This window comes from Kitasatospora sp. NPDC001603 (assembly GCF_040298365.1).
Lineage (GTDB): Bacteria > Actinomycetota > Actinomycetes > Streptomycetales > Streptomycetaceae > Kitasatospora.
In genome coordinates, this window is record NZ_JBEPAA010000058.1 from 24,636 (window position 1) to 49,883 (window position 25,248).

Here is a 25,248-nt window from a genome sequence, read left to right on the forward strand (position 1 = left end):
CGGGCGGACGCCGACAGCGGGGGCGGGCGAACGCGCGACCGCCCGGCCGACGTAGTGAAACGTCTCCGGGCGGCTGATCGGTTCACGCTTTCGGCCGATCATATCCATTCAGCTCCTGCCCTCAATGGGCAAGTTGACGGCCAGTATCATTCGTTCACGGCTCGTGCACCGATTGGCGACCTCACCGTCGCACCTCGATCAACTCAAGGTGGCATCCACCGCCCGGCGCAGTGCCGCGAAGTCCAGCCCGTGATCGGCGATGATTCTGGCGCCGAGCCCCTCCCCCTCCCGGACCACCCCGAGCAGCAGGTGCCCGACGCCGATGCGGCCGGACTTCAGCCGGAGCGACTCGCGCAGCGACAGCTCCAGCACCTTCTTCGCCCGGGGCGTGAAGGGCACCCGTCCGCCCTTGGCGTCGGCCCGGAACCAGCCCCGCCGCCTCGACTCCGGGCCCTCCGCCGGAGCGTCCAGCGCCCCCTCCCCGAACGCCGACTCGACGGCCTCCCGGACGGCGTCCAGATCGACCCCGATCGCCGCCAGCGCCTCCGCGTCGTCGGCCCCGCCGAGCATCCGGCGCACCGCCCGCCGCACGGCGGCGTGGTCCAGCCCCGCCTCGACCAGCACGGCCGCCGACGGATCGTGCGGCATCGCCACGACGGCCAGCAGCAGGTGCTCGGTGCCGATCTGCCCGTGCCGGAGCTGCGCCGCCTCCCGGCCCGCCTGGCCGACCACCTGCCGCGCATCGTCGGTGAAGCGTTCGAACATCGCTCAGCCTCCGCCCTTCTCGCTCGCGGTACCCCCGGCACCCCGCCGGGCGTACTTCTTGTGCACCGCCTGCCTGGTCACCCCGAGACAGACCGCGATGTCCTGCCAGGACCACCCCTGCTCGCGGGCGTTCCCGACCTGCAGGCCCTCCAGGCGATCGGCCAGGTCGCGCAGCGCCCGCACCGCCCGGAGCCCCACCGCGGGATCCCGACTGCTCGCGGCCGCCGCGAGTTCTCCGTTCTCGCTCATACCGTCAACTTAGGTTGACGCCCGTCGCGTGTCAACCCTGGTTGACAGATACTCCGGGATCCGCGGTGCTCCACCGCGCGAGCAGCGAGCGCCCGGCCAAGCCGCCCCGGTGTCCGGGCAACGCAAAAGGCGGGGCGAGGACCTCGAAAGGGTCCTCGCCCCGCCTCGCGGAACTCAGCCGCTCAGGCTGTCATCCGGCACCGGGCCGGCACGGCGTCCGGATCAGCTGCAGCCGCTGGTGGAGCCGCAGCCCTCGCAGAGGTAGCAGCTGCCGGCGCGGCGCATCTTGGTGCCGCAGGAGAAGCAGAGCGGCGCGTCGGCGTTGAGGCCGAGCTGGATCTCCATCAGCTCCGTCGAGTTGTGGGCCCTGCGCGGGGCCTCGACGGCCGGTGCGGGCTTGGCCACCGGGGCGGCCGGAGCCGCCGGGGCCACCGGCGCGGACTGCGCCAGGGTCTCGGTGTCCAGCTCCTCGGCCTCCAGCGGCTCGTAGGAGCCCGTCTCCAGGTGGCGCTGGCGCTCCTCGACGGAGTGGATGCCGAGCGCGGAACGGGTCTCGAACGGCAGGAAGTCCAGCGCCAGGCGGCGGAAGATGTAGTCGACGATCGACTGCGCCATCCGCACGTCCGGGTCGTCGGTCAGACCGGCCGGCTCGAAGCGCATGTTGGTGAACTTCGAGACGTACGTCTCCAGCGGCACGCCGTACTGCAGGCCGACCGAGACGGCGATCGAGAAGGCGTCCATCATGCCCGCGAGGGTCGAGCCCTGCTTGGACATCTTCAGGAAGACCTCGCCGAGGCCGTCGTCCGGGTAGGAGTTGGCCGTCATGTAGCCCTCGGCGCCACCGACCGTGAAGGAGGTGGTGATGCCCGGGCGGCCCTTGGGCAGGCGCTTGCGGACCGGGCGGTACTCGACGATCTTCTCGACCGCGGCGACCGGGGCCGCCTCGGTCTCGGCCTTCGCGTCGCCGGACTTCTTCTTGGCCGACAGCGGCTGGCCGACCTTCGAGTTCTCGCGGTAGATGGCGAGCGCCTTGACGCCCATCTTCCAGGCCTCGAAGTAGATCTCCTCGACGTCCTCGACGGTCGCCGCGGCGGGCATGTTGACGGTCTTGGAGATGGCGCCGGAGATCCACGGCTGGATCGCCGCCATCATCCGCACGTGCCCCATCGGGGAGATGGAACGCTCGCCCATCGCGCAGTCGAAGACCTCGTAGTGCTCGGTCTTCAGGCCGGGCGCGTCCACCACGTTGCCGTGCTCGGCGATGTGGGCGACGATCGCCTCGATCTGCTCGTCCTGGTAGCCGAGGCGCTTCAGGGCGCGCGGCACGGTGCCGTTGACGATCTGCATCGAACCGCCGCCGACGAGCTTCTTGAACTTGACCAGTGCCAGGTCGGGCTCGACGCCGGTGGTGTCGCAGTCCATCATCAGGCCGATGGTGCCGGTCGGGGCGAGCACCGAGGCCTGGGCGTTGCGGAAGCCGTTCTGCTCGCCGAGGCGCAGCACGTCCTGCCAGGTCTCGGTGGCGGCGGCCCAGACCGGGGCGTCCAGCTCGTCGACCGCGACGGCGGCGACCGAGGCGTCCGCGTGCTGCTTCATGACCTGCCGGTGCGGGGCCGCGTTGCGGGCGTAGCCGTCGTACGGGCCGACCACGCCGGCGAGTTCGGCGCCGCGGCGGTAGGCGGTGCCGGTCATCAGCGAGGTGATGGCGCCGGCCAGGGCGCGGCCGCCCTCGCTGTCGTAGGCGTGGCCGGTGGCCATCAGCAGGGCGCCGAGGTTGGCGTAGCCGATGCCGAGCTGGCGGTAGGCGCGGGTGGTCTCGCCGATCTTCTCGGTCGGGAAGTCGGCGAAGCAGATGGAGATGTCCATCGCGGTGATGACCAGCTCGACGACCTTGGCGAAGCGCTCGGCGTCGAACGAGTCGTCGTCGCGCAGGAACTTCATCAGGTTGAGCGAGGCCAGGTTGCAGCTGGAGTTGTCCAGGTGCATGTACTCGGAGCAGGGGTTGGACGCGTTGATGCGGCCGGACTCCGGGCAGGTGTGCCAGCGGTTGATGGTGGTGTCGTACTGGATGCCCGGGTCGGCGCAGGCCCAGGCGGCCTCGGCCATCTTGCGGAAGAGCTTCTTCGCGTCGACGGTCTCGATGACCTCGCCGGTCATCCGGGCGCGCAGGCCGAATTCGGTGCCGTTCTCGACGGCGGTCATGAATTCGTCGTTGACCCGGACCGAGTTGTTGGCGTTCTGGTACTGCACGGAGGCGATGTCGTCGCCGCCGAGGTCCATGTCGAAGCCCGCGTCGCGCAGGGCGCGGATCTTCTCCTCCTCCTTCACCTTGGTCTCGATGAAGGCCTCGACGTCCGGGTGGTCGACGTCCAGCACGACCATCTTGGCCGCCCGGCGGGTGGCGCCACCGGACTTGATGGTGCCGGCGGAGGCGTCGGCGCCGCGCATGAAGGAGACCGGGCCGGAGGCGTTGCCGCCGGAGGAGAGCAGTTCCTTGGAGGAGCGGATCCGGGAGAGGTTCAGGCCGGCGCCGGAGCCGCCCTTGAAGATCATGCCCTCTTCCTTGTACCAGTCGAGGATCGACTCCATGGAGTCGTCGACGGCCAGGATGAAGCAGGCGCTGACCTGCTGGGGCTGCTTGGTGCCGACGTTGAACCAGACCGGCGAGTTGAAGCTGAACACCTGGTGGAGGAGGGCGTAGGTCAGCTCGTGCTCGAAGGTCTCGGCGTCACCGGGGGTGGTGAAGTAGCCGTTCTTCTCGCCGGCGGCGCGGTAGGTGAGCACCACGCGGTCGATGATCTGCTTGAGGCTCCACTCGCGCTGCGGGGTGCCCACGGCGCCGCGGAAGTACTTGGAGGTGACGATGTTGACGGCGTTGACCGACCAGAAGTCGGGGAACTCCACGCCGCGCTGCTCGAAGTTGATCGAGCCGTCGCGCCAGTTGGTCATGACGACGTCACGCCGCTCCCAGCGGACCTCGTCGTAGGGGTGTACGCCAGGGGTGGTGTGGATGCGCTCGATCCGCAGGCCGCCCTTGGGGGCCTTGCCGGCGCCCTTGGTCACGGTCTTGTCGGACTTCGACCCGCGTGCGGAACCGCTCGTGGTGTCTGTCACTTCTCGCTCCTCCTCCTGGGCAAACGCCCAAAGTGCCCCGAAAAGTCCGGGCACCGCTGGTTCGTCTTCCGGTGTGCGGACAGGCGACGACCTGCCTGTACCCGCACGGTTTGTGGTGTTCTGTGCGCCGTTTCCGGGCACGCCTCGGCCCCGAGGGGCCGGTATGGCCGGTATGGCCGGTATGGCCGGTATGGCTGATGTGGCTGATGTGGTGCTGTGAGCCCCGAGGGGCCGGTGTGGTGCTGTCGGCCCCGAAGGGCCGGTGCGGCTGGTGTGGCTGGTGTGGGACGAAAGGCCCCGAGGGGCCGGTGGTGCGGAGCCGGCCTCCTAGGGCGCGGCGGCGGCGACGGGCACGCAGGCGCCGTCCGCCTCGGGGACGGGCCGCTCGGCGCGGAGCTCCGCGATGGCGGCCTCGAAGTCTTCCAGTCCGTCGTACGCCTGGTAGACGCTGGCGAAGCGCAGGAAGGCGACGACGTCGAGTTCCTTGAGCGGTCCGAGTATGGCCAGCCCCACGTCGTGGGTGGTCAGCTCGGACTTGCCGGTGGCCCGCACACACTCCTCGACCTTCTGGCCGAGCTGGGCGAGGGCGTCCTCGGTGACCGGGCGGCCCTGACAGGCCTTGCGGACTCCGGAGATGACCTTCTCCCGGGAGAACGGCTCGGTGACGCCGCTGCGCTTGATGACCATCAGTGCGGCCGTCTCCACCGTGGTGAAACGGCGGCCGCAGTCCGGGCACTGCCGGCGACGGCGGATCGAGCTGCCGTCTTCGGTGGTCCGGCTGTCGACGACGCGGCTGTCGGAGTGCCGGCAGAAGGGGCAGTGCACCTGAAGATCCCTCCGGGCAGGACGTGCGGACTGGTCGAGTCTATGCGAAGAGGACCCGGCACCGCCAAGCGGATCATGCGACGTGACCACTAGTACTGGGCCCGGAGAGGACTGTAACCACTACATGTGGGTCCAGGGGGGAAGCGACACCCCTGGCGTGTCGGCGCCGATTAGACTGCCGGAGCCGCGTTCGAGTCGAACATTTAAGCGATGTACAACAAAGCCTTGATCGAGTCAGCCAACTCCCGAATAATTCACTCGAACGTGTGTTTGGCGCAACCTTTCGATAGGAGGTGCCGTTGGGCTGGAAAAGGGGAGAGGACAGCCGTCGAGAGGGGCCGCCGTGAACACGATCGAAAGCAACACCATCCCGGTGCAGGAACACTCCCAGCTCAAGGTGGGGCAGCGCACCACGAATCAGCAGAGTGTGGACAGCATGGACCGTAGCGAAGAACACCGCCTCTCCGGCCAGGCCATTTCCCATCCGGGCCGCGTTCCCGACCAGCCGATCGAGCACGCCGCCGTGCTGGACGACAGCCACCCGGTCCCCGCGCGCTCGCTGCCCGGCCGCCCCCCCGGCATCCGGACGGACGAGGCCGGGCTGACCGAGCGCCAGCGGCGGGTCATCGAGGTCATCCGGGACTCGGTCCAGCGCCGCGGCTACCCGCCGTCCATGCGGGAGATCGGCCAGGCCGTCGGCCTGTCCAGCACCTCCTCGGTCGCCCACCAGCTGATGGCCCTGGAGCGCAAGGGCTTCCTGCGCCGGGATCCGCACCGCCCGCGCGCCTACGAGGTCCGCGGCGTCGAGGTGGCCCGCCCCAACACCGCCGAGACGGCCGGGCGTCCGTCCACCTCGTACGTGCCACTGGTCGGGCGGATCGCCGCCGGCGGCCCGATCCTGGCCGAGCAGACCGTCGAGGACGTCTTCCCGCTGCCGCGCCAGCTGGTCGGCGAGGGCGAGCTGTTCGCGCTGACCGTGCGCGGCGACTCGATGATCGAGGCCGCCATCTGCGACGGCGACTGGGTGACCGTCCGCCGCCAGCCGGTCGCCGAGAACGGCGACATCGTGGCCGCGATGATCGACGGCGAGGCGACCGTGAAGCGCCTCAAGCGCGAGGACGGCCGGATCTGGCTGATGCCGCACAACCCGGCGTACGAGCCGATCAACGGCGACAACGCGACCATCCTGGGCAAGGTCGTCGCCGTGCTGCGCCGCCTCTGAGCCGCCCGGTACGGCGCCCACCGGGAAGGGGCTCCACCGCACGGTGCGGGGAGCCCCTCCGGTGTGCCCGGGCGGCGGCCGCCTCCCGGGGGCGACCGACGCCTCAGCCCCGCTTGACCACCGGCCGCACCGGCGCCGCGGAGGCGTCGATCGCCGCCAGAGAGCGGCGCACCTGGTTGCGATCGGTGGTGTACCAGAACTCCGGCATCGAGGAGCGGAAGAAGCTCCCGTACCGCTTGGTCTCCACCCGCGGGTCCAGGACCGCCACCACACCGCGGTCGTCCGCCGCGCGGACCAGCCGGCCCGCGCCCTGCGCCATCAGCAGCGCGGCATGGGTGGCCGCGACGGCCATGAAGCCGTTCCCGCCGCGCTGTTCGACGTCCCGTTGGCGGGCGCTCATCAGCGGGTCGTCCGGGCGCGGGAACGGGATCCGGTCCATCACCACCAGCTGGCAGGCCGAGCCGGGCACGTCCACGCCCTGCCAGAGCGAGAGCGTGCCGAACAGGCAGGTGGTCGCGTCCGAGGCGAACTCGCGGATCAGCTCACCCAGGGTGTCCTCGCCCTGGAGCAGGATCCGGTTGTCCAGCCGCTCGCGCATCGCCTCGGCGGCGGCCTGGGCGCCGCGCATCGAGGAGAACAGGCCGAGCGTGCGCCCGCCGGCCGCGCCGATCAGCTCGGCGAGTTCGTCCAGCATGTCGGGGCGCTCCGGGTCCCGCCCCGGGTCGGCCAGGTGCCGGGCGACGTAGAGGATGCCCTGCTTGGGGTACTTGAACGGCGAGCCGACGTCGATGCCGCGCCAGTGCGGCACCGCGTCCTCGCCGAAGGCGGCCTCGGGGGCGTCGCCCTCGGTGCGCTGGTCCGGCAGCCGGGCCTCCGAGGGCAGGCCGACCGAGGCGGCGACGCCGGTGAAGTCCCCGCCGAGCTTCAGCGTGGCGGAGGTGAGCACCACCGAGCGCTCCTTGTAGAGGCCCTCCCGCAGCAGCCCGGAGACGCTCAGCGGGGCGACCCGCAGCGAGGCGGTGCCCAGGCCGTACCGGTCGCTGCGCTCGATCCAGACCACGTCGTACTCGGAGTCGGCCAGCAGCCGCTCGGCCGTCTCGTGCAGCGCCTCGGCGGAGGCCATCGCCTGCTTGCGCACCGCGTCCTCGTCGGTGAGCGCCTTGTCCCGCGTCTCGCCTAGCGAGGTGATCACCTGCCGGCTGGCGTCCCGGATCGCGGTGACCGCGTACGCCAGGTACTCGGGCAGCTCCTCGACCCGGCCGGGCTGGGCGGTCTCCATCAGGCCGTGGTAGTTCTCCGCGGCCCCCTGGAGGGCGTCCACCGCCTTCTCGTTCGCCAGCCTGGCCGCGCGCTTGACCGCCCGGTTGACCGCGCCGACGGTCAGCTCGGCGGTGGCCGCGCCGGTGACCCGGTTGACCAGCTCGTGCGCCTCGTCGACGATCAGCAGCTCGTGCTCCGGCAGCACCGGCGCGCCCTCGATGGCGTCGATCGCCAGCATGGCGTGGTTGGTGACCACGACGTCCGCCAGCTTGGCGCGCTCCCGCGCCTTCTCGGCGAAGCACTCCTGCCCGTACGCGCAGCGGGTGGCGCCCAGGCACTCCTTGGAGGTGACCGACAGCTGGGCCCAGGCCTTGTCGGAGACGCCGGGGCTCATGTCGTCGCGGTCGCCGGTCTCCGTCTCGTCCGCCCACTCGCGCAGCCGCAGGACGTCCTGGCCGAGCTTGCCGGTGGGGCCGCCGAGGGCGTCCACCGGATCGAAGAGGCCCTCGCCCTCGTCGCTCGGGGTGCCCTCGTTGGCCCGGTGCAGGCAGAGGTAGTTGGAGCGGCCCTTGAGCATCGCGAACAGCGGGCGGCGGCGCAGCACCGGGTGCAGCGCCTCCACCGTCCGCGGCAAGTCCCGCTCGACCAGCTGGCGTTGGAGCGCCAGGGTGGCCGTGGCGACCACCACGCGGTCCCCGTGGGCGAGGGCCGGCACCAGGTAGGCGAGGGACTTGCCGGTGCCGGTGCCGGCCTGCACCAGCAGGTGCTCGCCGTTGTCGACGGCGTCGGCGACGGCCTCGGCCATCCTGACCTGGCCGGGGCGCTCGACGCCGCCGACGGCGGCCACGGCGGCGTGCAGCAGCTCGGGGAGCTGGGCCCGCGGGACGGCCTCGACCGCGCCGGCGGCGGCCGACCCGTCGGCCTCGTCGTCGGCGGGGAGCTGGGATTCGGAGTCGTTCGTCATGACCCACCCAGCCTACGGGGCGGGGGTGACAATCCGGTCCCGCCGGCCGTGCGGCACCGCGGCTCCCGCGGCGGCCAGCGCGTTGGGCACGGTGCCGTGCCGGGCCGCGTGCGGGCGGTGCGGGCGGTCCCCGTAACCGTCCAGCAGCAGCCGGTTCCGGTTGAGGCAGAGCCGGTCGATCCGCGGGCGGAACAGGTCGAAGAGCTCGAACCGCTCGCGCAGCTCGGGGAAGCGCTCCTGGTAGCGCAGGATCTCGGCCCGCAGCAGGGCCCAGAACTCGGCCTCGGGCAGTCCGGTCTGCGCCTCCAGCAGCGGGGCGAGGTAGCGGTAGACGCCGATGAACAGGCCGGAGTGGAGGAACTGGCAGAGGCCCTGCGGGTCCTCGCGCAGCAGCACCTCGGCCACCTCGGCGGGCAGCTCGCGCAGCTCGGGCAGGTCCTGGTCGCTCAGGTTGACGTCGTCGACGAAGTCCTTGACCGCGAGCCGGGCCGGGGCGTCCCGCTCGTCGAAGACCACGATGGCGTTCTCCCCGTGCGGGGAGAAGACCAGGCCGTACCGGTAGAGGAAGTGCAGCAGCGGCGGGAGCATCGCCGCGAACAGCCGGGCGGTCCACGCGGCGGGGGTGAGGCCGGAGCGGGCGATCAGCTCGGCGGCCAGCGCCCGCCCGTCGGAGCCGGTCTGCAGCAGCGCCGCCAGGGTGCGGCCGCGCTCGCCGCCGTCCAGACAGGGGCCGAGCGGCTCGCGCCAGATCGCGCCCAGCAGTTCCTTGTACTGGTAGGGCGCCTCCGGCAGCTCCCGGTAGAGCGGGTGGTCGACGGTGACGGAGGCGATCTCGCCGAGCAGCACGATCCGGCACTCGTCGCGCAGGAAGGGGTCGGCCTGCCGGATCCCGTGGATCCAGGCGGTCACGGCGGGCGCGGCCAGCGTGCGCTCGGTGGGCAGGCCGCGCCAGACCAGGGTGTTGAGGATGGCGAGCGGCAGCTTGACGGTGCAGCGGTCGGGCCGGCTCCGGTTGAAGAAGGAGCGGATGGACTGCTGGGGCAGCCGCAGGTCGCCGTCGGTGGGCAGCGGGACGATCTCACCGCTCGCGATCCACGGGGCGAACAGCGGGACGACGGTCTCGTCCCACTGCCAGGGGTGCACCGGCAGCAGCAGGTAGTCGTCGGCGTCCGGGCCGAGGACGGCGCGCAGGGCGGCGGGGTCGTCGAGCTCGCGCGCGTACAGCTGCTCGGGCTCGGCGACGCCGGGAACGCCGCGGTACTGCGCCAGCCGGCGGTGCACGGCGATCCAGGGCAGTGGTCGCGGGGTGCGCGCCTCCGGGGCCCAGCGGGCGGCGTCGGTGGCGGAGAAGCCGAGCCGGCCCTTGTTGGGGACGATCCAGGGGTGCCCGCCCTGCCGGCCCTCCAGCTCGGGGTGGCCGAGGTCGGCGAGCTCGGCGGCGGTGAGCGCGGTGGCGAGCTGGTGGGCGTCGGCGATCAGGGTCGCGGTGAGTTCGCGGATCAGGTGGCCGGTGGTGTCGCCGCGCAGCCCGAGGGTGTGCCGGGCGTAGGGGAGGAAGCGCAGCGGGTCCAGGCCGTCCGGCCGGGAGCAGCGCACCGAGTCCGGGACGACCTGCCAGCCGCCGTACGCGCCGCGGCCGGCGGTGAAGCGGTAGTCGGCCTCGGGCAGCCGGAGCAGGTAGCCGTCGGGGCCGTCGGGGACGGGGGTGATCAGCTCCTCGTAGGCGAACTCGCCGAGCATCTTGGCCAGCAGCGTGCGGCCGGCCCGCTGCCAGTGCCCGGCGGTGAGCTGCGGGGGCAGGTACAGCGGGGGTTCAGCGGCCGGCGGTTGCGGCACGGGTCCACTCCTGGGGTCGCGGAACGGCGGGGACGTCCGCGGTGGCGGGGACGTCGCCCATGGCGGGGGCGGCAGGGCCGGTGGGGCCGGTGGGGCCACCGGGGGTGACGGGGGTGACGGGGGTGACGGGTGGTGCGAAGCCGGTCCAGGCGGTGCGTTCGGGCAGCCGGTGGACCGTCCGGCCGGCGACGGCGTTGAGGATCACGGCGGCCCGGTGGGCGCCGAGCCCGAGATCGGGAGTGCCGACGCCATGAGTGTGCAACTCGGCGTTCTGTACGTACAGTCCGCCGACGAGGTCGGGCAGGGTCGCGACCCGGTGGTCGAGGTCGACCCGGTAGCGCCCGGCCGCGTCCCAGTCGATCAGGTGGGCGAGCGGCTCCAGGGCGGCCGGGCGGGCGGCGCGGTACCCGGTGGCGAGCACCACGGCGTCGGTGCGCAGCACGTGCTCGACGCCCGAGTCACCGTGCCGGCAGCGGAGTTCGAGACCGCCGCAGGGGCCGGGCCGGGCGTCCGTGACGGCCGTGCCGGGGGTGATCTCGACCGGGGCGTCGTCGATCGGCCGGCCGATGGTCCGCTCGTACAGGTGGTCGTGGATCTCGGCGAGGGTCTCGGCGCTGGCGGCCTTGTGCAGTTGCCACTGCGCCTCGACCAGGGTGTCCCGGACGGGCCCGGGCAGGCCGTGGAAGTAGCGGGTGTAGTCGGGCGTGAAGTGCTCCAGCCCGAGCTTGGAGTACTCCATCGGCGCCAGCGCCCGGGTGCGGGTGAGCCAGCGCAGCCGGACGCCCTCCCCCACCCGGCGCAGCAGGTCGAGGAAGACCTCCGCGCCGGACTGCCCGCTGCCGACCACGGTGATGTCGCGCGCGTCGTCCAGGGTCTCCCGGCGGTCCAGGTAGTCGGCGGAGTGGAAGGCCCGGGGGTGGCCGTCGAGGGCGGTGAAGGCCTCGGGCAGCACCGGCCGGGTGCCGACGCCGAGCGCGAGGTTGCGGGCGTGCACCTCGGTGCGCCGGCCGGTGGCGGTGTCGCGGAGTTCGGCCCGGTACAGCGCGCCGTCCCGGTGCAGCGCGGTGACCTCGGTGCCGAAGCGGCAGTTGCCGAGCCGTTCGGCCGCCCAGCGGCAGTAGTGGTCGTACTCCCGGCGGGGCAGCTGGAAGCGCTCGGCGAAGTAGAACGGGAAGAGCCGGTCCTGCTCGCGCAGGTAGTTGAGGAAGGACCAGCGGTTGGTCGGGTCCACCAGGGAGACCAGGTCGGCGAGGAAGGGGACCTGCATCCGGGCCCCGTCGACCAGCATCCCGGGGTGCCAGCGGAACTCCGGGCGCTGGTCGCAGAAGAGCGTGCGCAGGCCGGGGGCGGGTTCGGCCAGCGCGGCGAGCGAGAGGTTGAACGGGCCGATGCCGACGCCGAGCAGGTCGTACGGCGCGGGCGGGGCTGCTGGGGTGTCCATGGAGTCGGAGGTGTCCTCGGCGGGGTCGGTCGCGGGCGGGCGGGCGGCGGAGGGGGCGCGGTCAGGCGGCGGGCGGCCGGGCGGAGGGGGCGCGGTCCGGCGGCACCCGGACCGGCCGGTCCGGCCGGTCCGGACCGCGGCCGCGGACCATCAGCGCCGCGCGCTTGTCGGGCAGGTCGAGTTCGGCGGCCCGGGTGAAGCCGGCCCGCTCGAAGGCACGGATCGAGCGCAGGTTCCGGACGTCGGGCTCGGCGACCACCCGCCGGCAGCGCGGCCGCGCCCGCAGGATGCGGTCGGCCAGCGCGGCGAGCAGGGTCGCGCCCAGGCCCCGCCCCCGGCAGTCGGCGGGGCCGAGCAGCAGGTGGACGCCGGTGTCGTGGGGCCGGGCCGGGTAGTGCGCGGCGAGCGGGTCGAGGTCGGCGCGGTAGATCTCCCAGTAGCTCATCGGGGCGCCGTCGAGCAGCCCCAGGCGGGGCAGGCTGCGGCCGTCGCCGTCGAGCTGGGCCCGCAGGTGCCGTTCGGTGACGGCGGGCGGCCCGGCGAGCTCCCAGAAGGCGGCGGTCTCGGGGTCGTTCATCCACCCGGCGAGCAGCTCCAGGTCGGCGGGCAGCCGGACCGGACGGAGCCGGAACTCCCCCGCACCGGTGGCCATCGGGCCCCGGCCGGTCACCCCGTCGGGGCCCTCGGCGGACACGCCGTCGGAGCCCTCACCGGAAACGTCCTCAAGACCTTCACCGGTACCGCAGCCGTCGTCGGAGCCGCTCGCGCGGGAGTTCACGCGCCGGCCACCGGGTTGGGGATGTCGACGTAGACGGACTGCGTGGCCACCGGCCCGACCAGCTCGTCCAGGCCGTTGATCCGGGTGAGCAGGTTGGCCTTGCAGGGCAGCGTGGCGGCGTCCAGCAGGAGCGCGGGCAGCGCGGACCCGGTGGCCGCGACGCGCGGTCCGGACAGGAAGCCGCGCAGGGCGGCCAGCAGCACCGACTCGTCGGCCAGCCGCTGCGAGCCGAAGGCGCCGATCAGGCCCAGGACGTGGTTGATCCCGAGGTAGTAGGCGAAGTGGTGGTCGATCACCTCGTCGGCCAGGAAGGTGTCGCTCCGGGCACCGAGCCCAGGCAGCCGGGCGGTGAGCCGGTCGGCCGCGCTCTGCCGGTAGTAGAAGCCCTGGTTGTCCCGGTACCGGCCGCCCTGCGGCCACCCGTCGGCGTCGAGCAGGACGAGGCTGTTCTGCTGGTGCGCCTCCAGCGCGATGCCGGCCTGGCCGTCCAGCCAGAGCACCGGCAGGACGACGGCGTCCAGGTAGCGCAGGAACCATTCGGCGGCCACCGTGGGCAGCGGGCGTCCGCAGCGCGCGGCGAGCGCGCGCAGGGTGTCGCCGAGCCGCGACGGTACGGTGTCGCCGGTGCCGAGCGGCTGTTCGGCGACCAGCCCGGCCACGCAGAGGGCGCGGTCGCCCGGGGCGAACGGCTGGGCGCGCAGCACGGTGTCCAGCCCGCCGGGGTCGCCGAGCGCGGGGTGGTCGACGCCGATCCAGGCCGGGTCGCGGACGATGTCGAAGCCGGGGTGGACGGCCCGCCACTCGGCGGCCAGTCCGGTCTCCAGCAGCCGGTGCATCTCCAGGCCCCGGTGGAGCTCCTTGCGGAGGTTCTCCCGCCGGGAGTTGGTGATCCGCAGGCCGAGCGAGAGCTTCAGCATCCAGGGCGTGCCGGGCCGGTAGACGGTGCGCACCGAGGAGGTCGGGTACCAGGGGTCACCGGCCGGGCCGAGGTCGCGCAGCCGCCCGTCGGCGAGCAGTTCCGCGACGGCCGGGCGCAGGGCGAGCTCGCGGGCCTGCCAGGGGTGCAGCGGGAGGGCGGCCGTCCCGGGCGGCACCAGGGTCGGGTCGCCGAGCAGGTGGGCGGTGATCCGGTCGGCGCTCTCGGTCAGCGCCGAACCGGCCGCGAGCAGGTCGCGGTCGACGGCGTACCAGTGCAGCCGGAAGGAGCCGTGGAGCTCCGGGGAGTACGCGGCGCTCTGCGCGGGCCCGAGGCCGTCGCGGCTCTTGGGCGTCGGGTGCAGCGGGTGGCCCAGCAGCAGGGACTGCTCGGCGGCCAGGAACTGCGAGCCCTCCGGCCCGCCGGGGGCGGCGGCGGTGCGGCGGTGGGCCAGGATGTCGGCGGTGCGGACCACCGAGTCGGCCACCCGGGCGGCGAGGTCGGCGACCTGGCCGGGGTCGGGGCGGGCGGCGGCCGCGGCGGCGAGCAGGGCGGCGGCGGTGACGGCGTCCACCGGGGCGGCGGCGGTGCCCTCACCGACCGCGAGGGTGGCCGGGCCGAAGCGGTGCCAGCCGGCCGGCGACCAGTAGCGCACCGGGGCGAGCAGCCGGGCGGCGCCGCCGAGTACGGCGATCCGCAGCCGCCCGTCCGCCCCGGGTACCGCCCCGGTCTCCCGGGCCCAGCACCGCAACAGGGCCTCCAGACCGGCCTGTTCGGCGGCGACGGCCGGGTCCGGATGGAGCAGCGGGTCGGGCGGCACCGGGCGGGCCGCGGCCGGCCGGACCCCGGCGGGCTGGACCGGGGCGGGGTGGCGCGTCGGGGCTTCGGGCGGGGCTCCGGTGACGGCGGTGCTCAAGGCTGCTCCTTGTGGCGCGTGGGGTGCGGACGCGCGCTGGTGGTGGAGAGGGTGTGGCGGGCGCTCGCACCGTCGCGTCAGGTAAGGGTTAGCTATCCCTGAGGGGTGATCACAAGGGCTGCTCACTCGTCCGAGTGAAGAGCGGTGAGAGTTCAACACTCAGGAGGGAGGACCTGCCGTGCCAACGAGCCAACCGGGCGTTCGTCACAGATCGGTGACCTCCGGCCGCCGTCGCAACCCGGGGGTCGGCCCGCGCCGTCCTGGTGGCCAGTGGGAGACTCCAAGGCGGTCGGCCGCCGCCGCACAGGACCAGCAGGGGGAAGCGAACACCATGCCATCGATCCACCGGTCAGCCATGGCCGCGGCCCTCGCCGCCGCAACGCTGCTCGTCGTGACGGCCTGCGGGCCGGACGGCCCCTCCGGCGGGGGCACCGCCGCACCGCCGCCGGCCCCGGCGAGCGGCAGCGCCACGACCGCCGGGGGTGGCGGCGTGATCGGCGGCGGTGTGATCGGCGGCCTGACCCTGCCGTCGGGCATCCCGACCAGCCTGCTGGAGGGCCTGCCCACGAGCTGGGACGACCTGAAGAAGTGGAAGTTCGAGGACTGGGACAACTGGGCCTCCAAGCACGTCTTCAACAACCCGGTGGTGAAGGACTTCTGGAACCCGGACAAGATGGGCGACTCCAAGCCGGCCGACCCGGCCCCGCCCACCGCGAAGCCGACCGGCGACGCCGGGGTGACCGATCCGGACCCGGCCCCGGTCAAGGCCACGCCGGTGACCCGCCCGTACACCAAGCAGCCGTCCGGCAAGGTGTTCTTCAGCGCCGACGGCGGCCGCGGCAACTGCTCGGCCACGGTGATCGCCGACCCGGCGCACCCCGGCAAGAGCAACCTGGTCTGGACCGCCGGGCACTGCGTGCACCCGGGCAAGGGCGGCGACTTCTACAAGGACCTCGTCTTCGTCCCCGCCTACAACAACTCCGGTGCCTCCAGCGGCGGCAAGAAGGCCCCGCTCGCGGAGCTGGCACCGCTGGGCACCTGGTGGGCCAAGGACGTGGTGACCTCGCCGCAGTGGACGGTCGAGGGCGGCGGCACCGGTGACGCCGCCAACCAGTACGACTTCGCCGTGATGCGGGTGCAGAACCAGAACGACACCGGCAAGTCGCTGGAGGAGACGGTCGGCGCGGCCGTCCCGGTCTGGTTCGACGCCCCGCGCGACCGGATCTCCGCCTCGGCCTGGGGCTACCCGCTCTACAAGCCCTTCGACGGGCAGGAGTTGTACAAGTGCGACGGCGGGAAGCCCACCCGGCTCTCCTTCGACGCCAAGCGCCCGGCGATGCTCACCATCGGCTGCACCATGACCCAGGGCTCCAGCGGCGGCGGCTGGTTCGCCCCGATGCCGGACGGCCGGACCGCCCTGGTCAGCAACACCTCCATCGGCACCCAGGACCACACCTCGCTGAGCGGCCCGTACCTGGAGACGGTCGCCAAGCAGGCCCTGGACTACATCTCCAGGAAGCAGAAGTAGCCGCCACCGCGCCGAAGACCACACGGGGACCGATGACCATGCCGAAGACCAGGCACCGCACCGCGCCGGCGGCCGCCGCCGTACTCGCCGCGCTCGCGCTCACCGCGACCGCCTGTGGACCGGAGGACGCGGGCAGCGCCGACGCCGCGTCCACCCCGGCCACGACCGCCGCCGCCACCGCCGCGTCCGCCAAGCCGGGCGCTCTGCCCGGCAGCCTCCAGGACCTCGCCGGCTGGAAGCTCGACGACTGGGCCCGCTTCGTCAGCGAGAACGCCTTCGTCAACGAGGTCGCCCAGGGCTTCTGGTCGATCGCCAAGATGGAGAACGCCAAGGGCCGGCCCACCCCGGAGTACTCGCACAAGAGCCCGGGGAACACGGTCGTCCGGGACGACCCGCCGGCGGCCGTCCCGGCCAGGCCGCAGCCGCACCCGTACAGTCCGGCGACGGCGGTGGTCGGCAAGATCTTCATGACCGCGCCGGAGGGCGACTCGATGTGCTCGGGCACCGTGGTCTCCGACCCGGCCGACCCGGGCCGCAGCAACCTCGTCTACACCGCCGCGCACTGCCTGCACGACGGCAAGGGCGGCGGCTGGCTGAAGAACATCGTCTTCGTCCCCGGCTACAACCGCGACGGCCAGGCCAGCCGGGGCAGGCAGTACACCGAGCAGCAGGTCTCCCCGTACGGGCGGTGGACGGCGGTCCGCGCGCTGGTCGCGCCGACCTGGGTGAAGGAGACCGGCGTCGGCCCCAACTCCCAGTTCGACTACGGGATCATCCGGGTCCGCAACGAGAACGGCTCCGGCAAGTCGCTGGAGGAGACGGTCGGCGGCTCCGTCCCGATCTGGTTCAACGCCCCGCGCGAGCAGATCACCTCGGCCTTCTCCTACGGCTACCCGGCCGAGCGGCCGTTCGACGGCATGGAGCTCAACCACTGCGACTCCACCGTCCGGCCGGTCAGGCTCTCCTTCGACCAGGCCCGCCCGCCGATGTACGTGATCGGCTGCACCATGACCGGCGGGTCCAGCGGCGGCGGCTGGTTCATCACCAAGGACGGCAAGCCGAACCTGATCAGCGTCAACTCGATCGGCAACCGCAACCCGTCCGAGTACATGGCCGGCCCCTCGCTCCAGGACCAGGCGAAGCAGGCCTTCGACTACTTCTCCAAGAACGCCAAGTAGGACGCGCCCGGCCCCCGGGGACGACGACGGGCCCCGGCCTCCCGCAGGGGAGGCCGGGGCCCGTCGGCTGCCGGTGCTCAGCTCTGCGAGCTCAGCGCGACCGCGTAGCGCTCCAGCTCGGCGGCCAGCTCGGCCGGCACCTTCGCGTGCAGCAGGGTGCCCTCGGCGGTGTGCTCGGTGGAGAGCAGCTCGCCCTCGGCGTGCACCCGGGAGACCAGGCCGCCCTGGGTGTACGGGACCAGCACCTGCACCTCGATCGCCGGGCGCGGCAGCTCGTCGTCGATGAGCTTCAGCAGCTCCTCGATGCCCAGGCCGCTGCGGGCCGACACCACGATGGCGTGCGGCTCGCGGCGCAGCAGGCGCTGCAGCACGAGCGGGTCGGCGGCGTCCGCCTTGTTGATCACCACGATCTCCGGCACGTTCTGTGCCTCGACCGAGACGATCACCTCGCGGACGGCGGCCAGCTGCGTCTCCGGCTCGGGGTGCGAGCCGTCCACCACGTGCAGGATGAGGTCCGCGTCGGCGACCTCCTCCATGGTCGAGCGGAACGCCTCGACCAGGTGGTGCGGCAGGTGCCGGACGAAGCCCACGGTGTCGGCCAGGGTGTAGAGCCGGCCGCTCGGGGTCTGCGCCCGGCGCACCGTCGGGTCGAGGGTGGCGAACAGCGAGTTCTCCACCAGCACGCCCGCGCCGGTGAGCCGGTTGAGCAGCGAGGACTTGCCGGCGTTGGTGTAACCGGCGATGGCCACGGAAGGCACCTGGTGGCGCTTGCGCTCCTGGCGCTTGGTGTCGCGGCCCTTCTTCATGTCGGCGATCTCACGGCGGAGCTTCGCCATCTTCTCGCGGATCCGCCGACGGTCGGTCTCGATCTTGGTCTCACCGGGACCACGGGTGGCCATGCCGCCGCCGGACGAGCCGGAGCCACCACCACCCATCTGCCGGGACAGCGACTGACCCCAGCCCCGCAGGCGCGGCAGCATGTACTGCATCTGCGCGAGCGAGACCTGCGCCTTGCCCTCACGGGACTTGGCGTGCTGGGCGAAGATGTCCAGGATCAGGGCCGTCCGGTCGACGACCTTGACCTTGACGACGTCTTCCAGGTGGATCAGCTGGCCCGGGGTGAGCTCACCGTCGCAGACCACGGTGTCGGCGCCGGTCGCCGCGACGATGTCGCGCAGCTCCTTGGCCTTGCCGGAGCCGATGTAGGTGGCCGCGTCGGGCTTGTCGCGGCGCTGGATGACGCCGTCCAGCACCTCGGAACCGGCGGTCTCGGCGAGGGCGGCGAGCTCGGCCAGCGAGTTCTCCGCCTCCTCGACGGTGCCGTCGGTCCAGACGCCGACGAGCACCACGCGCTCCAGGCGGAGCTGGCGGTACTCGACCTCGGTGACGTCCTGGAGTTCGGTGGAGAGGCCGGCGACACGGCGCAGGGCGGCTCGCTCGCTGCGGTCGTACTGGTCGCCGTCGTAGTGGTGGTCGAGGTCCTCGTCGATGGCCGCGAGGTCCTCGTCCATGAGGGCTTCCGCCCGCAGACCGTCGAAGCGGCGCGGGGCGTCGGCGTGGTCGCGGGTGTCTGACGTGGAGGTCATTCTGTCCTTTGGCTGCAGGAGTGGGACGGCCTGTGGGCGCGACCGTGCACAACGGTCTCACCCGGAGTCTGCCCAGCTGCCGCCCCGTCTACCGCTCGGGCGAGTCGTGAGCTACCCCTCAGGGCCACGGAGCCCACTGGGACTCTTGTGTTCAGTGTCCAGTGAACGCCGCGGACCGGCCGTGAATTCCCCATGATGGTCGCACGCCGGGCGCCGACGGGTCATCCCCATTTCCCTGCGCGGACACCGGTGCGGACACCGGCCCGGACACCGGTGCGGACACCGCGCCGGAGACCGGCTCGGGCGCCGGGCCCGGCGCCGGGCGGGTCGCCGCCCCGGCCGCCGCCGCCGGGGTGCGGGCGCCGCCCCCCGCCGGGGCGAACGGCCGGCCCACGTCGTACACCCCGGAGACCCGGAGCATCGCCCGCAGCACGGCGGGCAGCGCGCCCGGCTCGGGCAGCTCCACGGTGTAGGTGTGCCGGACCCGCAGCTCCTGCGGCGGCTCCACCTCCGCCGAGACGATCCCGACGCCCTCCCCCGAGATCGCCGCGGTGAGGTCCGCCAGCAGCCGGGGCCGGTTCAGCGCCTCGGCCCGCAGGGTGGCCCGGTAGCCGGACGGCGGCGCGGCGCCGGGCCGCCAGCGGACCTCCGGGGTGCCCCGCCCGTCCGCCCGCATCCGCTCGCCGGCCGGACAGCCGGTGCGGTGCACGGCGACCGCGCCGCCGCGGATCGCGAAGCCGCTGACCTCGTCCGGTGGCACCGGGGTGCAGCAGCGGGCCAGCCGGACCGGCGCCCCGGGCCGGCCGACCACCGTGACCGGGGCCTCGCCGCGCTCGGCGGCGCGGTGCGCGGGCGGTGCCGGCTGGCCGGCCGACGGCCCGGTGCGGACCACCGGGACGCGCGGCGGGTGGTCGGCCAGCCACCGCTCGATGGCCAGCCGGGCGGCCGGCGTACGGGCGTGCGCCAGCCACTCGGGCGCCGGGCCGGACGGGCGGGCGGCCGGATCGCCCTGCTCGGTGAGGATGGCCACCCGGTCGCCGTCCTGGAGGACGGTGGAGAGCGCGGTGAGCCGGCCGTTGACCCGGGCGCCGATACATCGGTGGCCGGTCTCCTCGCCGAGCAGGTAGGCCGCGTCGACGCAGCTGGCACCGGCCCGCAGCTGAAGCGTTTCGCCGGCCTCGGTGACGACGGTGATCTCGCGGTCCCCGGCGAGGTCGGCGGTCAGCGCGGACCAGAACGCGTCCGGATCGGGCGTCTCCTGCTGCCACTCCAGCAGCCGGCTGAGCCAGCCGGGTCTGGCCGGGTCGGTGCGGTCCAGCTCGTCCGCGCCCGGCTCGGTGCCGGGCTGCCGGGGGTCGCCGAGGGCCACCACCCCGGTTTCGGCGATCTCGTGCATCCGCCGGGTGCGGACCAGCACCTCGACCACCTCGCCGCCCTCCAGCGCCACCGCGGTGTGCAGCGACTGGTAGAGGTTGAACTTGGGAGCGGCCACGAAGTCCTTGAACTCGCCCGGCAGCGGTGTCCAGCAGGTGTGCAGTTCGCCGAGCACGGCGTAGCAGTCCGCGTTCTCCTCGACCACCACCAGCACCCGGCCGAAGTCGGCGGGCTGGGGCCCCTGCGGCCGCCCGTCCGGCCCGGCGGCGGCGTCCCGCTTGAGCAGGACCCGGTGCAGCGAGACGCAGTGCCGCGGCCGGACGGTGACCTCGGCGGCCACCCCGGCCTCGGCGAGCTGGCGGCCCAGCGCCAGGGCGAACGGGGCGAGCAGGGCGTCCGGGTGGTCCTCGCGGCCGGCCAGCAGCGCCCTGGTCCGGGCGTACTCCTCCGGGTGCAGGGTGGCGAAGACGATGTCCTCCAGCTCCGCCTTGAGCACCTGGATGCCCAGCCGCTCGGCCAGCGGGATCAGCACGTCCCGGGTGACCTTGGCGATCCGGACCCGGCTGGCGGGCTTCATGTGCCGGATGGTGCGCATGTTGTGCAGCCGGTCGGCGAGCTTGATGACCATCACCCGGACGTCGTCCCCGGTGGCGACCAGCATCTTGCGGAAGGTCTCCGCCTCGGCCGCCGCACCGAAGTCGACCTTCTCCAGCTTCGTCACCCCGTCGACCAGGTAGGCGACTTCGGGCCCGAAGCCGGCCCCCACCTGGTCCAGCGTCAACTCGGTGTCCTCCACGGTGTCATGGAGCAGCGAGGCGACCAACGTGGTCGTCCCGGCGCCGAGTTGGGCCAGGATCATGGTGACGGCCAGTGGGTGGGTGATGTACGGCTCGCCGCTCTTGCGCTTCTGCCCGCGGTGGCTGGCCTCGGCGAGCCGGTAGGCCCGGCCGAGCAGGCCGAGGTCGGCCTGCGGGTGGTGGCGGCGGTGGGCCTGCACCAGCGGTTCGAGCGCGTCCGGCACCGGCGTGCGGCCGGTGGCCAGCAGGGCGGCGCGCCCGGCCCGGCCGAGGGCGGCCCGGCCGAGGCCTCCCAGGGGCCGCTTGGGCCCGGCCTGCCGTGCGGACGTCGGCTGCCCCGCCAGGGGCTGCCCGGCTTCGATGGTCATCGGCACCTCCGGCAGCGGTCACCGGGAGCATTGGCCGACCCGGTGGTCCATGCTACCGAGCAGAGCACGTTCCGCGACGCCCTGCTCCCCGTCGGTCATCGGGATCACCCGAACGGGGGGATTCATCACCGCACGAAATGGGCAAACCGGCCGCACTGCCAGGGGTTGTTCGAACCGGACCTACCGGTGGGCGGTGGCGAGCCACCCCGGGTCGAGCTCGCCGCGGGCCACGATGACCGCCGGACCGGTCTTCTCCACCCGGCCGTCCGGGTACTCGGTGATCACCAGCCGGCCCCCGAGCACGTCCACGGTGTAGGTGACGGCCTCACCGGTGACCGCCGGGTCGACACCGTCCCGCCGGGCGGCGGCCACGGCGACGGCGCAGGCCCCGGTGCCGCAGGAGCGGGTCTCGCCCGAGCCGCGCTCGTGCACCCGCATCGCGACGTGGCGCGGACCGCGGTCCACCACGAACTCGACGTTGACGCCCTCCGGGTAGGCGGTCGCGGGGCTGGTGAGCGGCGCGCTCAGCAGGTCGCCGGCCTGGTCGAGGCTGTCCACGAAGGCCACCGCGTGCGGGTTGCCCATGTTCACGTTGCGGGCCGGCCAGCGCCGCTCGCCGACCGCCACCTCGATGCCGTCCGGTCCGGGCAGCACCGCGCGGCCCATGTCCACGGTCACCTGACCGGGCGTGCCGTCCCCGGCGTCCGCGCCCACCCGCACCCGCCGCACGCCGGCCCGGGTGGCCACCGCCAGCTCGCCCGGCTCGGCCAGCCCGGCCTCGACCAGGTAGCGGGCGAAGACCCGGACGCCGTTGCCGCACATCTCGCCGATCGAACCGTCGGAGTTGCGGTAGTCCATGAACCACTCGGCCTGCTCCGCCTGGTCGGCCGCGACCGGGTCGGCGGCCGAGCGCACCACCCGCAGCAGCCCGTCCCCGCCGATGCCGGCCCGGCGGTCGCAGAGCGCGGCGACCGCCTCGGGGCCGATCGTCAGCAGGCCGTCCGGATCGGGCACGATGACGAAGTCGTTCTGGGTGCCGTGCCCCTTCAGGAAGGGCAGGCCGGCGGGAGTCACGGAGGATTCGCTCACCCTCCCGATCATACTGAGCGGGCCCGCTCCGCGGCGCCGCGGACCAGCAGGCGGACCGCGCCCGCCGAGGCGGCGGGCGGTGGCGGTCAGCGCAGGTGGACGACCCGCCACAGCGCGAGCGCGCAGGCGACCAGGGCGACCAGGGTGTAGATCACGATCGCCTTCCACCCGGCCCGCCGGCCCGAGCCGCGACGCGGCAGCCCCGGCCACTTGTACCCGGCGTGCCGGGCGGCCATCGCGCCCCAGCCGACCGAGGCCGCGGTGAGCAGCAGGCCGAGCATGCCGACCATCGCGGAGCCGGCCCCGGCCGAGCCGAAGGCGAGCGGGAAGGCGAACATCAGCGAGCCGGCGGTGCCCAGCAGCGCGATCGGCAGGGTCTGCCACCAGCGCAGCCGGCGGCGCGGCCGGATCTCCCGCTCGTGCACCGCGCCGGCCGGGGCGCTGGTGTCCAGGGCGGGCAACGCGAGCGCGTAGGAGGTCGGTCCGTCGAGACCCGCCAGCACCGGCAGGCCCGGCAGGGAGGAGGCGTCGGGGCCGTCGGCCTGAGCCGTGGCGCTCCCGCTCTGACCGCTTTCGGGGCCGGTACCCGTCGACACGCGGCCTCCCCTGACAGTTCGACACGAGTGCGGACTCGCGGCCGGGCAACGGTCGACCCGCCCGGGGCCGACCCTTATGGCATCGATGATGGCATGTCCAGGAGGGCGTTCCGGGCCTGACCGGGGCCATCGGGTGATCCGTGGCCATGACGTGATCCGGCCGTAACCGCGGGTTCGTCCTGCACGCCCACCTGCGCGCGCAGCTGCACCGCCGGATTGGCCGGATCCCGTCCACGGCCCGTCCGGTTACTGACGCTCGATCAGCTCCAGTGAGCGGGAGAGCAGCTCGGCGGGGTCAGCGCCGGCCGGCCGGGAGAGCCAGTGGATCCGGTCGTCGCGCCGGAACCAGGACTCCTGGCGGCGGGCGAACCGCTTGGTGGCCCGGACGGTCTCGGCACGGGCCTCGTCCTCGGTGCACTCGCCGGCGAAGTGGTCCAGCACCTGCTGGTAGCCGAGCGCCCGGGAGGCCGTCCGGCCCTCACGCAGGCCGAGCCCCTCCAGCTCCCGCACCTCGTCCAGGAGTCCGGCCCGCCACATCCGGTCGACCCGCAGGGTGATCCGCTCGTCCAGCTCGGGCCGGGGCACCGCGACGCCGATCTGGACGGCGTCGTAGACGGCGGTGTTGCTCGGCAGGTTGGCGGTGAAGGGCTGCCCGGTGATCTCGATGACCTCCAGCGCCCGGACGATCCGTCGGCCGTTGCCGGTCAGGATCGCCTCGGCGGCGGCCGGGTCCAGCTCCGCCAGCCGCCGGTGCAGCGCGTACGGGCCGGCCTGCGCCAGCTCGGCCTCCAGCCGGGCCCGGACCTCCGGGTCGGTGCCGGGGAACTCCATCTCGTCGATCGCCGCCCGGACGTACAGGCCCGAGCCGCCGACCAGGACGGCGGTCCGGCCCGCCGCGAGCAACCGGTCGATCTCGGCCCGGGCCAGCCGCTGGTACTCGGCGACGCTGGCGGCCTCGGTGACGTCCCAGATGTCCATCAGGTGGTGCGGGACGCCCTCGCGCTCCGCCAGGGTGAGCTTGGCCGTACCGATGTCCATGCCCCGGTAGAGCTGCATCGAGTCGGTGTTGATCACTTCGCCGCCCAGGGCCCGGGCGAGGGCGACGGCCAGGTCGGACTTGCCGGCGGCGGTCGCGCCCACCACCGAGACGACGCGCGGCGGGGCGGCATGGGGCTGGACGGTACGGGAGCTGCTCACCGGACCAGTCTCGCAAAACCGTCGCCGCGCCGGTGACCTCCCCGTCCGTCCGGCCCCACCGGGCGACGATATGAGCGGTTCCGGCCGTTTTCACCGGGCTGCGAACGGTTCGGCCACGACGGACGTTGAGCAGGAAACAGAGAGGAACGGTGAGACCACCATGGGTCTGATGGACAACCTCAAGGGCAAGGCCGGCGAGCTCAAGGGGAAGGCGAGCGAACTGGCCGGCAAGCACAGCGAGCAGATCGAGCAGGTGGTGGACAAGGCCGGCGGCGCGATCGACAAGGCGACCAAGGGCAAGTACAGCGACAAGATCGAGCACGGCGCCAGCAAGGCCAAGGGGGCGGTCGACGACTTCGCCCACAAGCCCGGCGACCCGGGCGCTCCAGGGGCTCCCGGCGCTCCCGGTGCCGGCGGCCCGTCCGCCTGATCCCGGCCCGCTCGCCGGCCCGCCCCCCGGGCCCGGTCTCAGCTCCAGGACGCGACGAAGTACCCGACCCCGTACGGCGCGTCCCGGTAGCCCAGCCGCGCGGTGAGGCCGGCGCCCCCGGCGGCGCCGGCCAGCACCTGCCAGGGGGCCCGGCCCTCGGCCAGCAGCTCGCCGGCCAGGCCCGGGTCGACGGCGGCCAGCGCCGCCGTGTCCGCCGAGCCCAGCGCGTCCGCGATCACCGCGTCGAAGCCCTCGGCCCGCTCGTCCAGGTAGCCCGGCGCCTTCAGCGAGCGGCAGGCGCTGCCGTCGCCCATCACCAGCAGCCCGACCCGGTCGGCCAGCCCGGCCAGCCCCTGGCCCAGCCCGAGCATCCGGTCGGCGGGCGCGTCGGCGGGCACCGCGCAGGCGTGCGTCGGCACAGTGGCCCCGGCCCGCTCCAGCAGCCAGGCGCCGACGGTCAGCGCGGGGCTCAGCTCCGGCCCCTCGACCCGGCCGGACGGCAGCTTGGCCACCAGCGGGACGCCGTACCGGTGGAAGGAGCCCGCGCCGCCCTCGGTCCAGACCTCGGGCTCGGGACCGGTCCCGACCACCACGACCAGCTCCGGTCCGGCCGCGAGCAGCGCGGCGAGCGCCTCGTCGCAGGCCGCGCGCAGCGGCTCCAGCTCGGCGGCGGCGCCGGCGGCGACCTCCGGGACGAGCAGCGGCGGACAGGGGCAGACGGCGGCATCACCGCGAAGGACACCGGCTGCACCACATCCACCCGCTCCAGCGAAGGCGCGCCCGCAACCCCCCGCACCACATCGAGCAGATCCCAACCGA

The 25,248-nt window shown here is 73.6% G+C and carries 18 protein-coding genes and 1 pseudogene; 4 read left to right on the plus strand and 15 right to left on the minus strand.

Translation table 11 applies throughout. From position 1 onward, the window contains the following. Window positions 1-198 precede the first annotated feature (198 nt). From ABT263_RS28790 to nrdR, 4 genes are all read right to left on the minus strand, one after another. Window positions 199-765: a Clp protease N-terminal domain-containing protein gene (locus ABT263_RS28790; RefSeq protein ID WP_352294725.1), complete on the minus strand. Its 567-nt coding sequence runs from the start codon at window positions 763-765 to the stop codon at window positions 199-201. A gap of 3 nt (window positions 766-768) precedes the next feature. Then, on the minus strand, window positions 769-1,014 hold the full coding sequence (locus tag ABT263_RS28795; protein WP_352294726.1) for an RNA polymerase subunit sigma-70: 246 nt from the start codon (window positions 1,012-1,014) through the stop codon (window positions 769-771). Window positions 1,015-1,236: 222 nt separating this feature from the next. Continuing rightward, window positions 1,237-4,128, minus strand: a complete 2,892-nt coding sequence (locus tag ABT263_RS28800) for a vitamin B12-dependent ribonucleotide reductase (RefSeq protein WP_352294728.1) — start codon at window positions 4,126-4,128, stop codon at window positions 1,237-1,239. A gap of 327 nt (window positions 4,129-4,455) precedes the next feature. Then, on the minus strand, window positions 4,456-4,953 hold the full coding sequence (gene nrdR / locus ABT263_RS28805) for a transcriptional regulator NrdR (protein WP_329489838.1): 498 nt from the start codon (window positions 4,951-4,953) through the stop codon (window positions 4,456-4,458). A gap of 550 nt (window positions 4,954-5,503) precedes the next feature. On the opposite strand from nrdR, the pseudogene lexA reads away from it, so the two are divergent. Continuing rightward, window positions 5,504-6,175: pseudogene (lexA, locus tag ABT263_RS28810) on the plus strand (transcriptional repressor LexA); the annotation flags it as partial. A gap of 103 nt (window positions 6,176-6,278) precedes the next feature. Here the strand turns inward: lexA and ABT263_RS28815 are convergent. From ABT263_RS28815 to ABT263_RS28835, 5 genes are all read right to left on the minus strand, one after another. Then, complete coding sequence (locus tag ABT263_RS28815; protein WP_352294730.1) at window positions 6,279-8,399, minus strand: ATP-dependent DNA helicase; 2,121 nt, start codon at window positions 8,397-8,399, stop codon at window positions 6,279-6,281. A gap of 12 nt (window positions 8,400-8,411) precedes the next feature. Continuing rightward, window positions 8,412-10,235, minus strand: coding sequence for an IucA/IucC family protein (locus tag ABT263_RS28820; protein WP_352294732.1), 1,824 nt, complete (start codon window positions 10,233-10,235; stop codon window positions 8,412-8,414). Continuing rightward, window positions 10,213-11,676: a lysine N(6)-hydroxylase/L-ornithine N(5)-oxygenase family protein gene (locus ABT263_RS28825; RefSeq protein WP_352294734.1), complete on the minus strand. Its 1,464-nt coding sequence runs from the start codon at window positions 11,674-11,676 to the stop codon at window positions 10,213-10,215. Before ABT263_RS28825 ends, ABT263_RS28820 begins: the two co-directional genes overlap by 23 nt. 61 nt (window positions 11,677-11,737) lie before the next feature. Next, a complete protein-coding gene (locus tag ABT263_RS28830; protein ID WP_502885879.1) occupies window positions 11,738-12,454 on the minus strand; it encodes a GNAT family N-acetyltransferase in 717 nt (238 codons plus the stop codon). Further along, the gene (locus ABT263_RS28835; RefSeq protein WP_502885880.1) at window positions 12,451-14,286 is read right to left on the minus strand and encodes an IucA/IucC family protein; all 1,836 of its coding nucleotides are present in this window, start codon (window positions 14,284-14,286) and stop codon (window positions 12,451-12,453) included. Before ABT263_RS28835 ends, ABT263_RS28830 begins: the two co-directional genes overlap by 4 nt. A 331-nt stretch (window positions 14,287-14,617) precedes the next feature. Here ABT263_RS28835 and ABT263_RS28840 point away from each other — a divergent pair, with 331 nt between their 5' ends. Together ABT263_RS28840 and ABT263_RS28845 are read left to right on the plus strand one after the other, a co-directional pair. Continuing rightward, on the plus strand, window positions 14,618-15,814 hold the full coding sequence (locus ABT263_RS28840) for a trypsin-like serine peptidase (protein ID WP_352294736.1): 1,197 nt from the start codon (window positions 14,618-14,620) through the stop codon (window positions 15,812-15,814). Between the two features lie 32 nt (window positions 15,815-15,846). After that, complete coding sequence (locus ABT263_RS28845; RefSeq protein ID WP_352294738.1) at window positions 15,847-16,992, plus strand: trypsin-like serine peptidase; 1,146 nt, start codon at window positions 15,847-15,849, stop codon at window positions 16,990-16,992. Between the two features lie 77 nt (window positions 16,993-17,069). Here ABT263_RS28845 and hflX read toward each other — a convergent pair whose 3' ends face one another. The 5 genes from hflX to miaA all read right to left on the minus strand — a co-directional run bounded on the left by hflX (window position 17,070) and on the right by miaA (window position 23,999). Continuing rightward, window positions 17,070-18,578, minus strand: a complete 1,509-nt coding sequence (hflX, locus tag ABT263_RS28850; protein WP_329489832.1) for a GTPase HflX — start codon at window positions 18,576-18,578, stop codon at window positions 17,070-17,072. A gap of 151 nt (window positions 18,579-18,729) precedes the next feature. Next, window positions 18,730-21,117 carry a RelA/SpoT family protein gene (locus ABT263_RS28855; RefSeq protein WP_352294740.1) on the minus strand — a complete coding sequence of 796 codons (2,388 nt, stop codon included), beginning with the start codon at window positions 21,115-21,117 and terminating at the stop codon, window positions 18,730-18,732. Window positions 21,118-21,297: 180 nt separating this feature from the next. Beyond that, on the minus strand, window positions 21,298-22,218 hold the full coding sequence (gene dapF / locus ABT263_RS28860; RefSeq protein WP_352294742.1) for a diaminopimelate epimerase: 921 nt from the start codon (window positions 22,216-22,218) through the stop codon (window positions 21,298-21,300). 74 nt (window positions 22,219-22,292) lie between these two features. Then, window positions 22,293-22,802, minus strand: coding sequence for a hypothetical protein (locus ABT263_RS28865; protein WP_352294744.1), 510 nt, complete (start codon window positions 22,800-22,802; stop codon window positions 22,293-22,295). 246 nt (window positions 22,803-23,048) lie between these two features. Beyond that, window positions 23,049-23,999, minus strand: a complete 951-nt coding sequence (gene miaA / locus ABT263_RS28870; protein WP_352294746.1) for a tRNA (adenosine(37)-N6)-dimethylallyltransferase MiaA — start codon at window positions 23,997-23,999, stop codon at window positions 23,049-23,051. A 169-nt stretch (window positions 24,000-24,168) separates the two neighbouring features. Here miaA and ABT263_RS28875 point away from each other — a divergent pair, with 169 nt between their 5' ends. Continuing rightward, the gene (locus ABT263_RS28875) at window positions 24,169-24,429 is read left to right on the plus strand and encodes an antitoxin (RefSeq protein WP_329489827.1); all 261 of its coding nucleotides are present in this window, start codon (window positions 24,169-24,171) and stop codon (window positions 24,427-24,429) included. A 38-nt stretch (window positions 24,430-24,467) separates the two neighbouring features. On the opposite strand, the gene ABT263_RS28880 is transcribed toward ABT263_RS28875, so the two are convergent. Next, window positions 24,468-25,130, minus strand: a complete 663-nt coding sequence (locus ABT263_RS28880; protein ID WP_502885881.1) for a class III extradiol ring-cleavage dioxygenase family protein — start codon at window positions 25,128-25,130, stop codon at window positions 24,468-24,470. Between the last annotated feature and the right edge of the window lie 118 nt (window positions 25,131-25,248).

Coding starts and splice junctions, on each gene's coding strand:
- ABT263_RS28815 (WP_352294730.1), bottom strand. CDS start 8,399: ATGACGAACGACTCCGAATCCCAGCTCCCCGCCGACGACGAGGCCGAC.
- ABT263_RS28840 (WP_352294736.1), top strand. CDS start 14,618: ATGCCATCGATCCACCGGTCAGCCATGGCCGCGGCCCTCGCCGCCGCA.
- ABT263_RS28825 (WP_352294734.1), bottom strand. CDS start 11,676: ATGGACACCCCAGCAGCCCCGCCCGCGCCGTACGACCTGCTCGGCGTC.
- ABT263_RS28795 (WP_352294726.1), bottom strand. CDS start 1,014: ATGAGCGAGAACGGAGAACTCGCGGCGGCCGCGAGCAGTCGGGATCCC.
- ABT263_RS28845 (WP_352294738.1), top strand. CDS start 15,847: ATGACCATGCCGAAGACCAGGCACCGCACCGCGCCGGCGGCCGCCGCC.
- ABT263_RS28790 (WP_352294725.1), bottom strand. CDS start 765: ATGTTCGAACGCTTCACCGACGATGCGCGGCAGGTGGTCGGCCAGGCG.
- ABT263_RS28855 (WP_352294740.1), bottom strand. CDS start 21,117: ATGACCATCGAAGCCGGGCAGCCCCTGGCGGGGCAGCCGACGTCCGCA.
- hflX (WP_329489832.1), bottom strand. CDS start 18,578: ATGACCTCCACGTCAGACACCCGCGACCACGCCGACGCCCCGCGCCGC.
- ABT263_RS28875 (WP_329489827.1), top strand. CDS start 24,169: ATGGACAACCTCAAGGGCAAGGCCGGCGAGCTCAAGGGGAAGGCGAGC.
- dapF (WP_352294742.1), bottom strand. CDS start 22,218: ATGATCGGGAGGGTGAGCGAATCCTCCGTGACTCCCGCCGGCCTGCCC.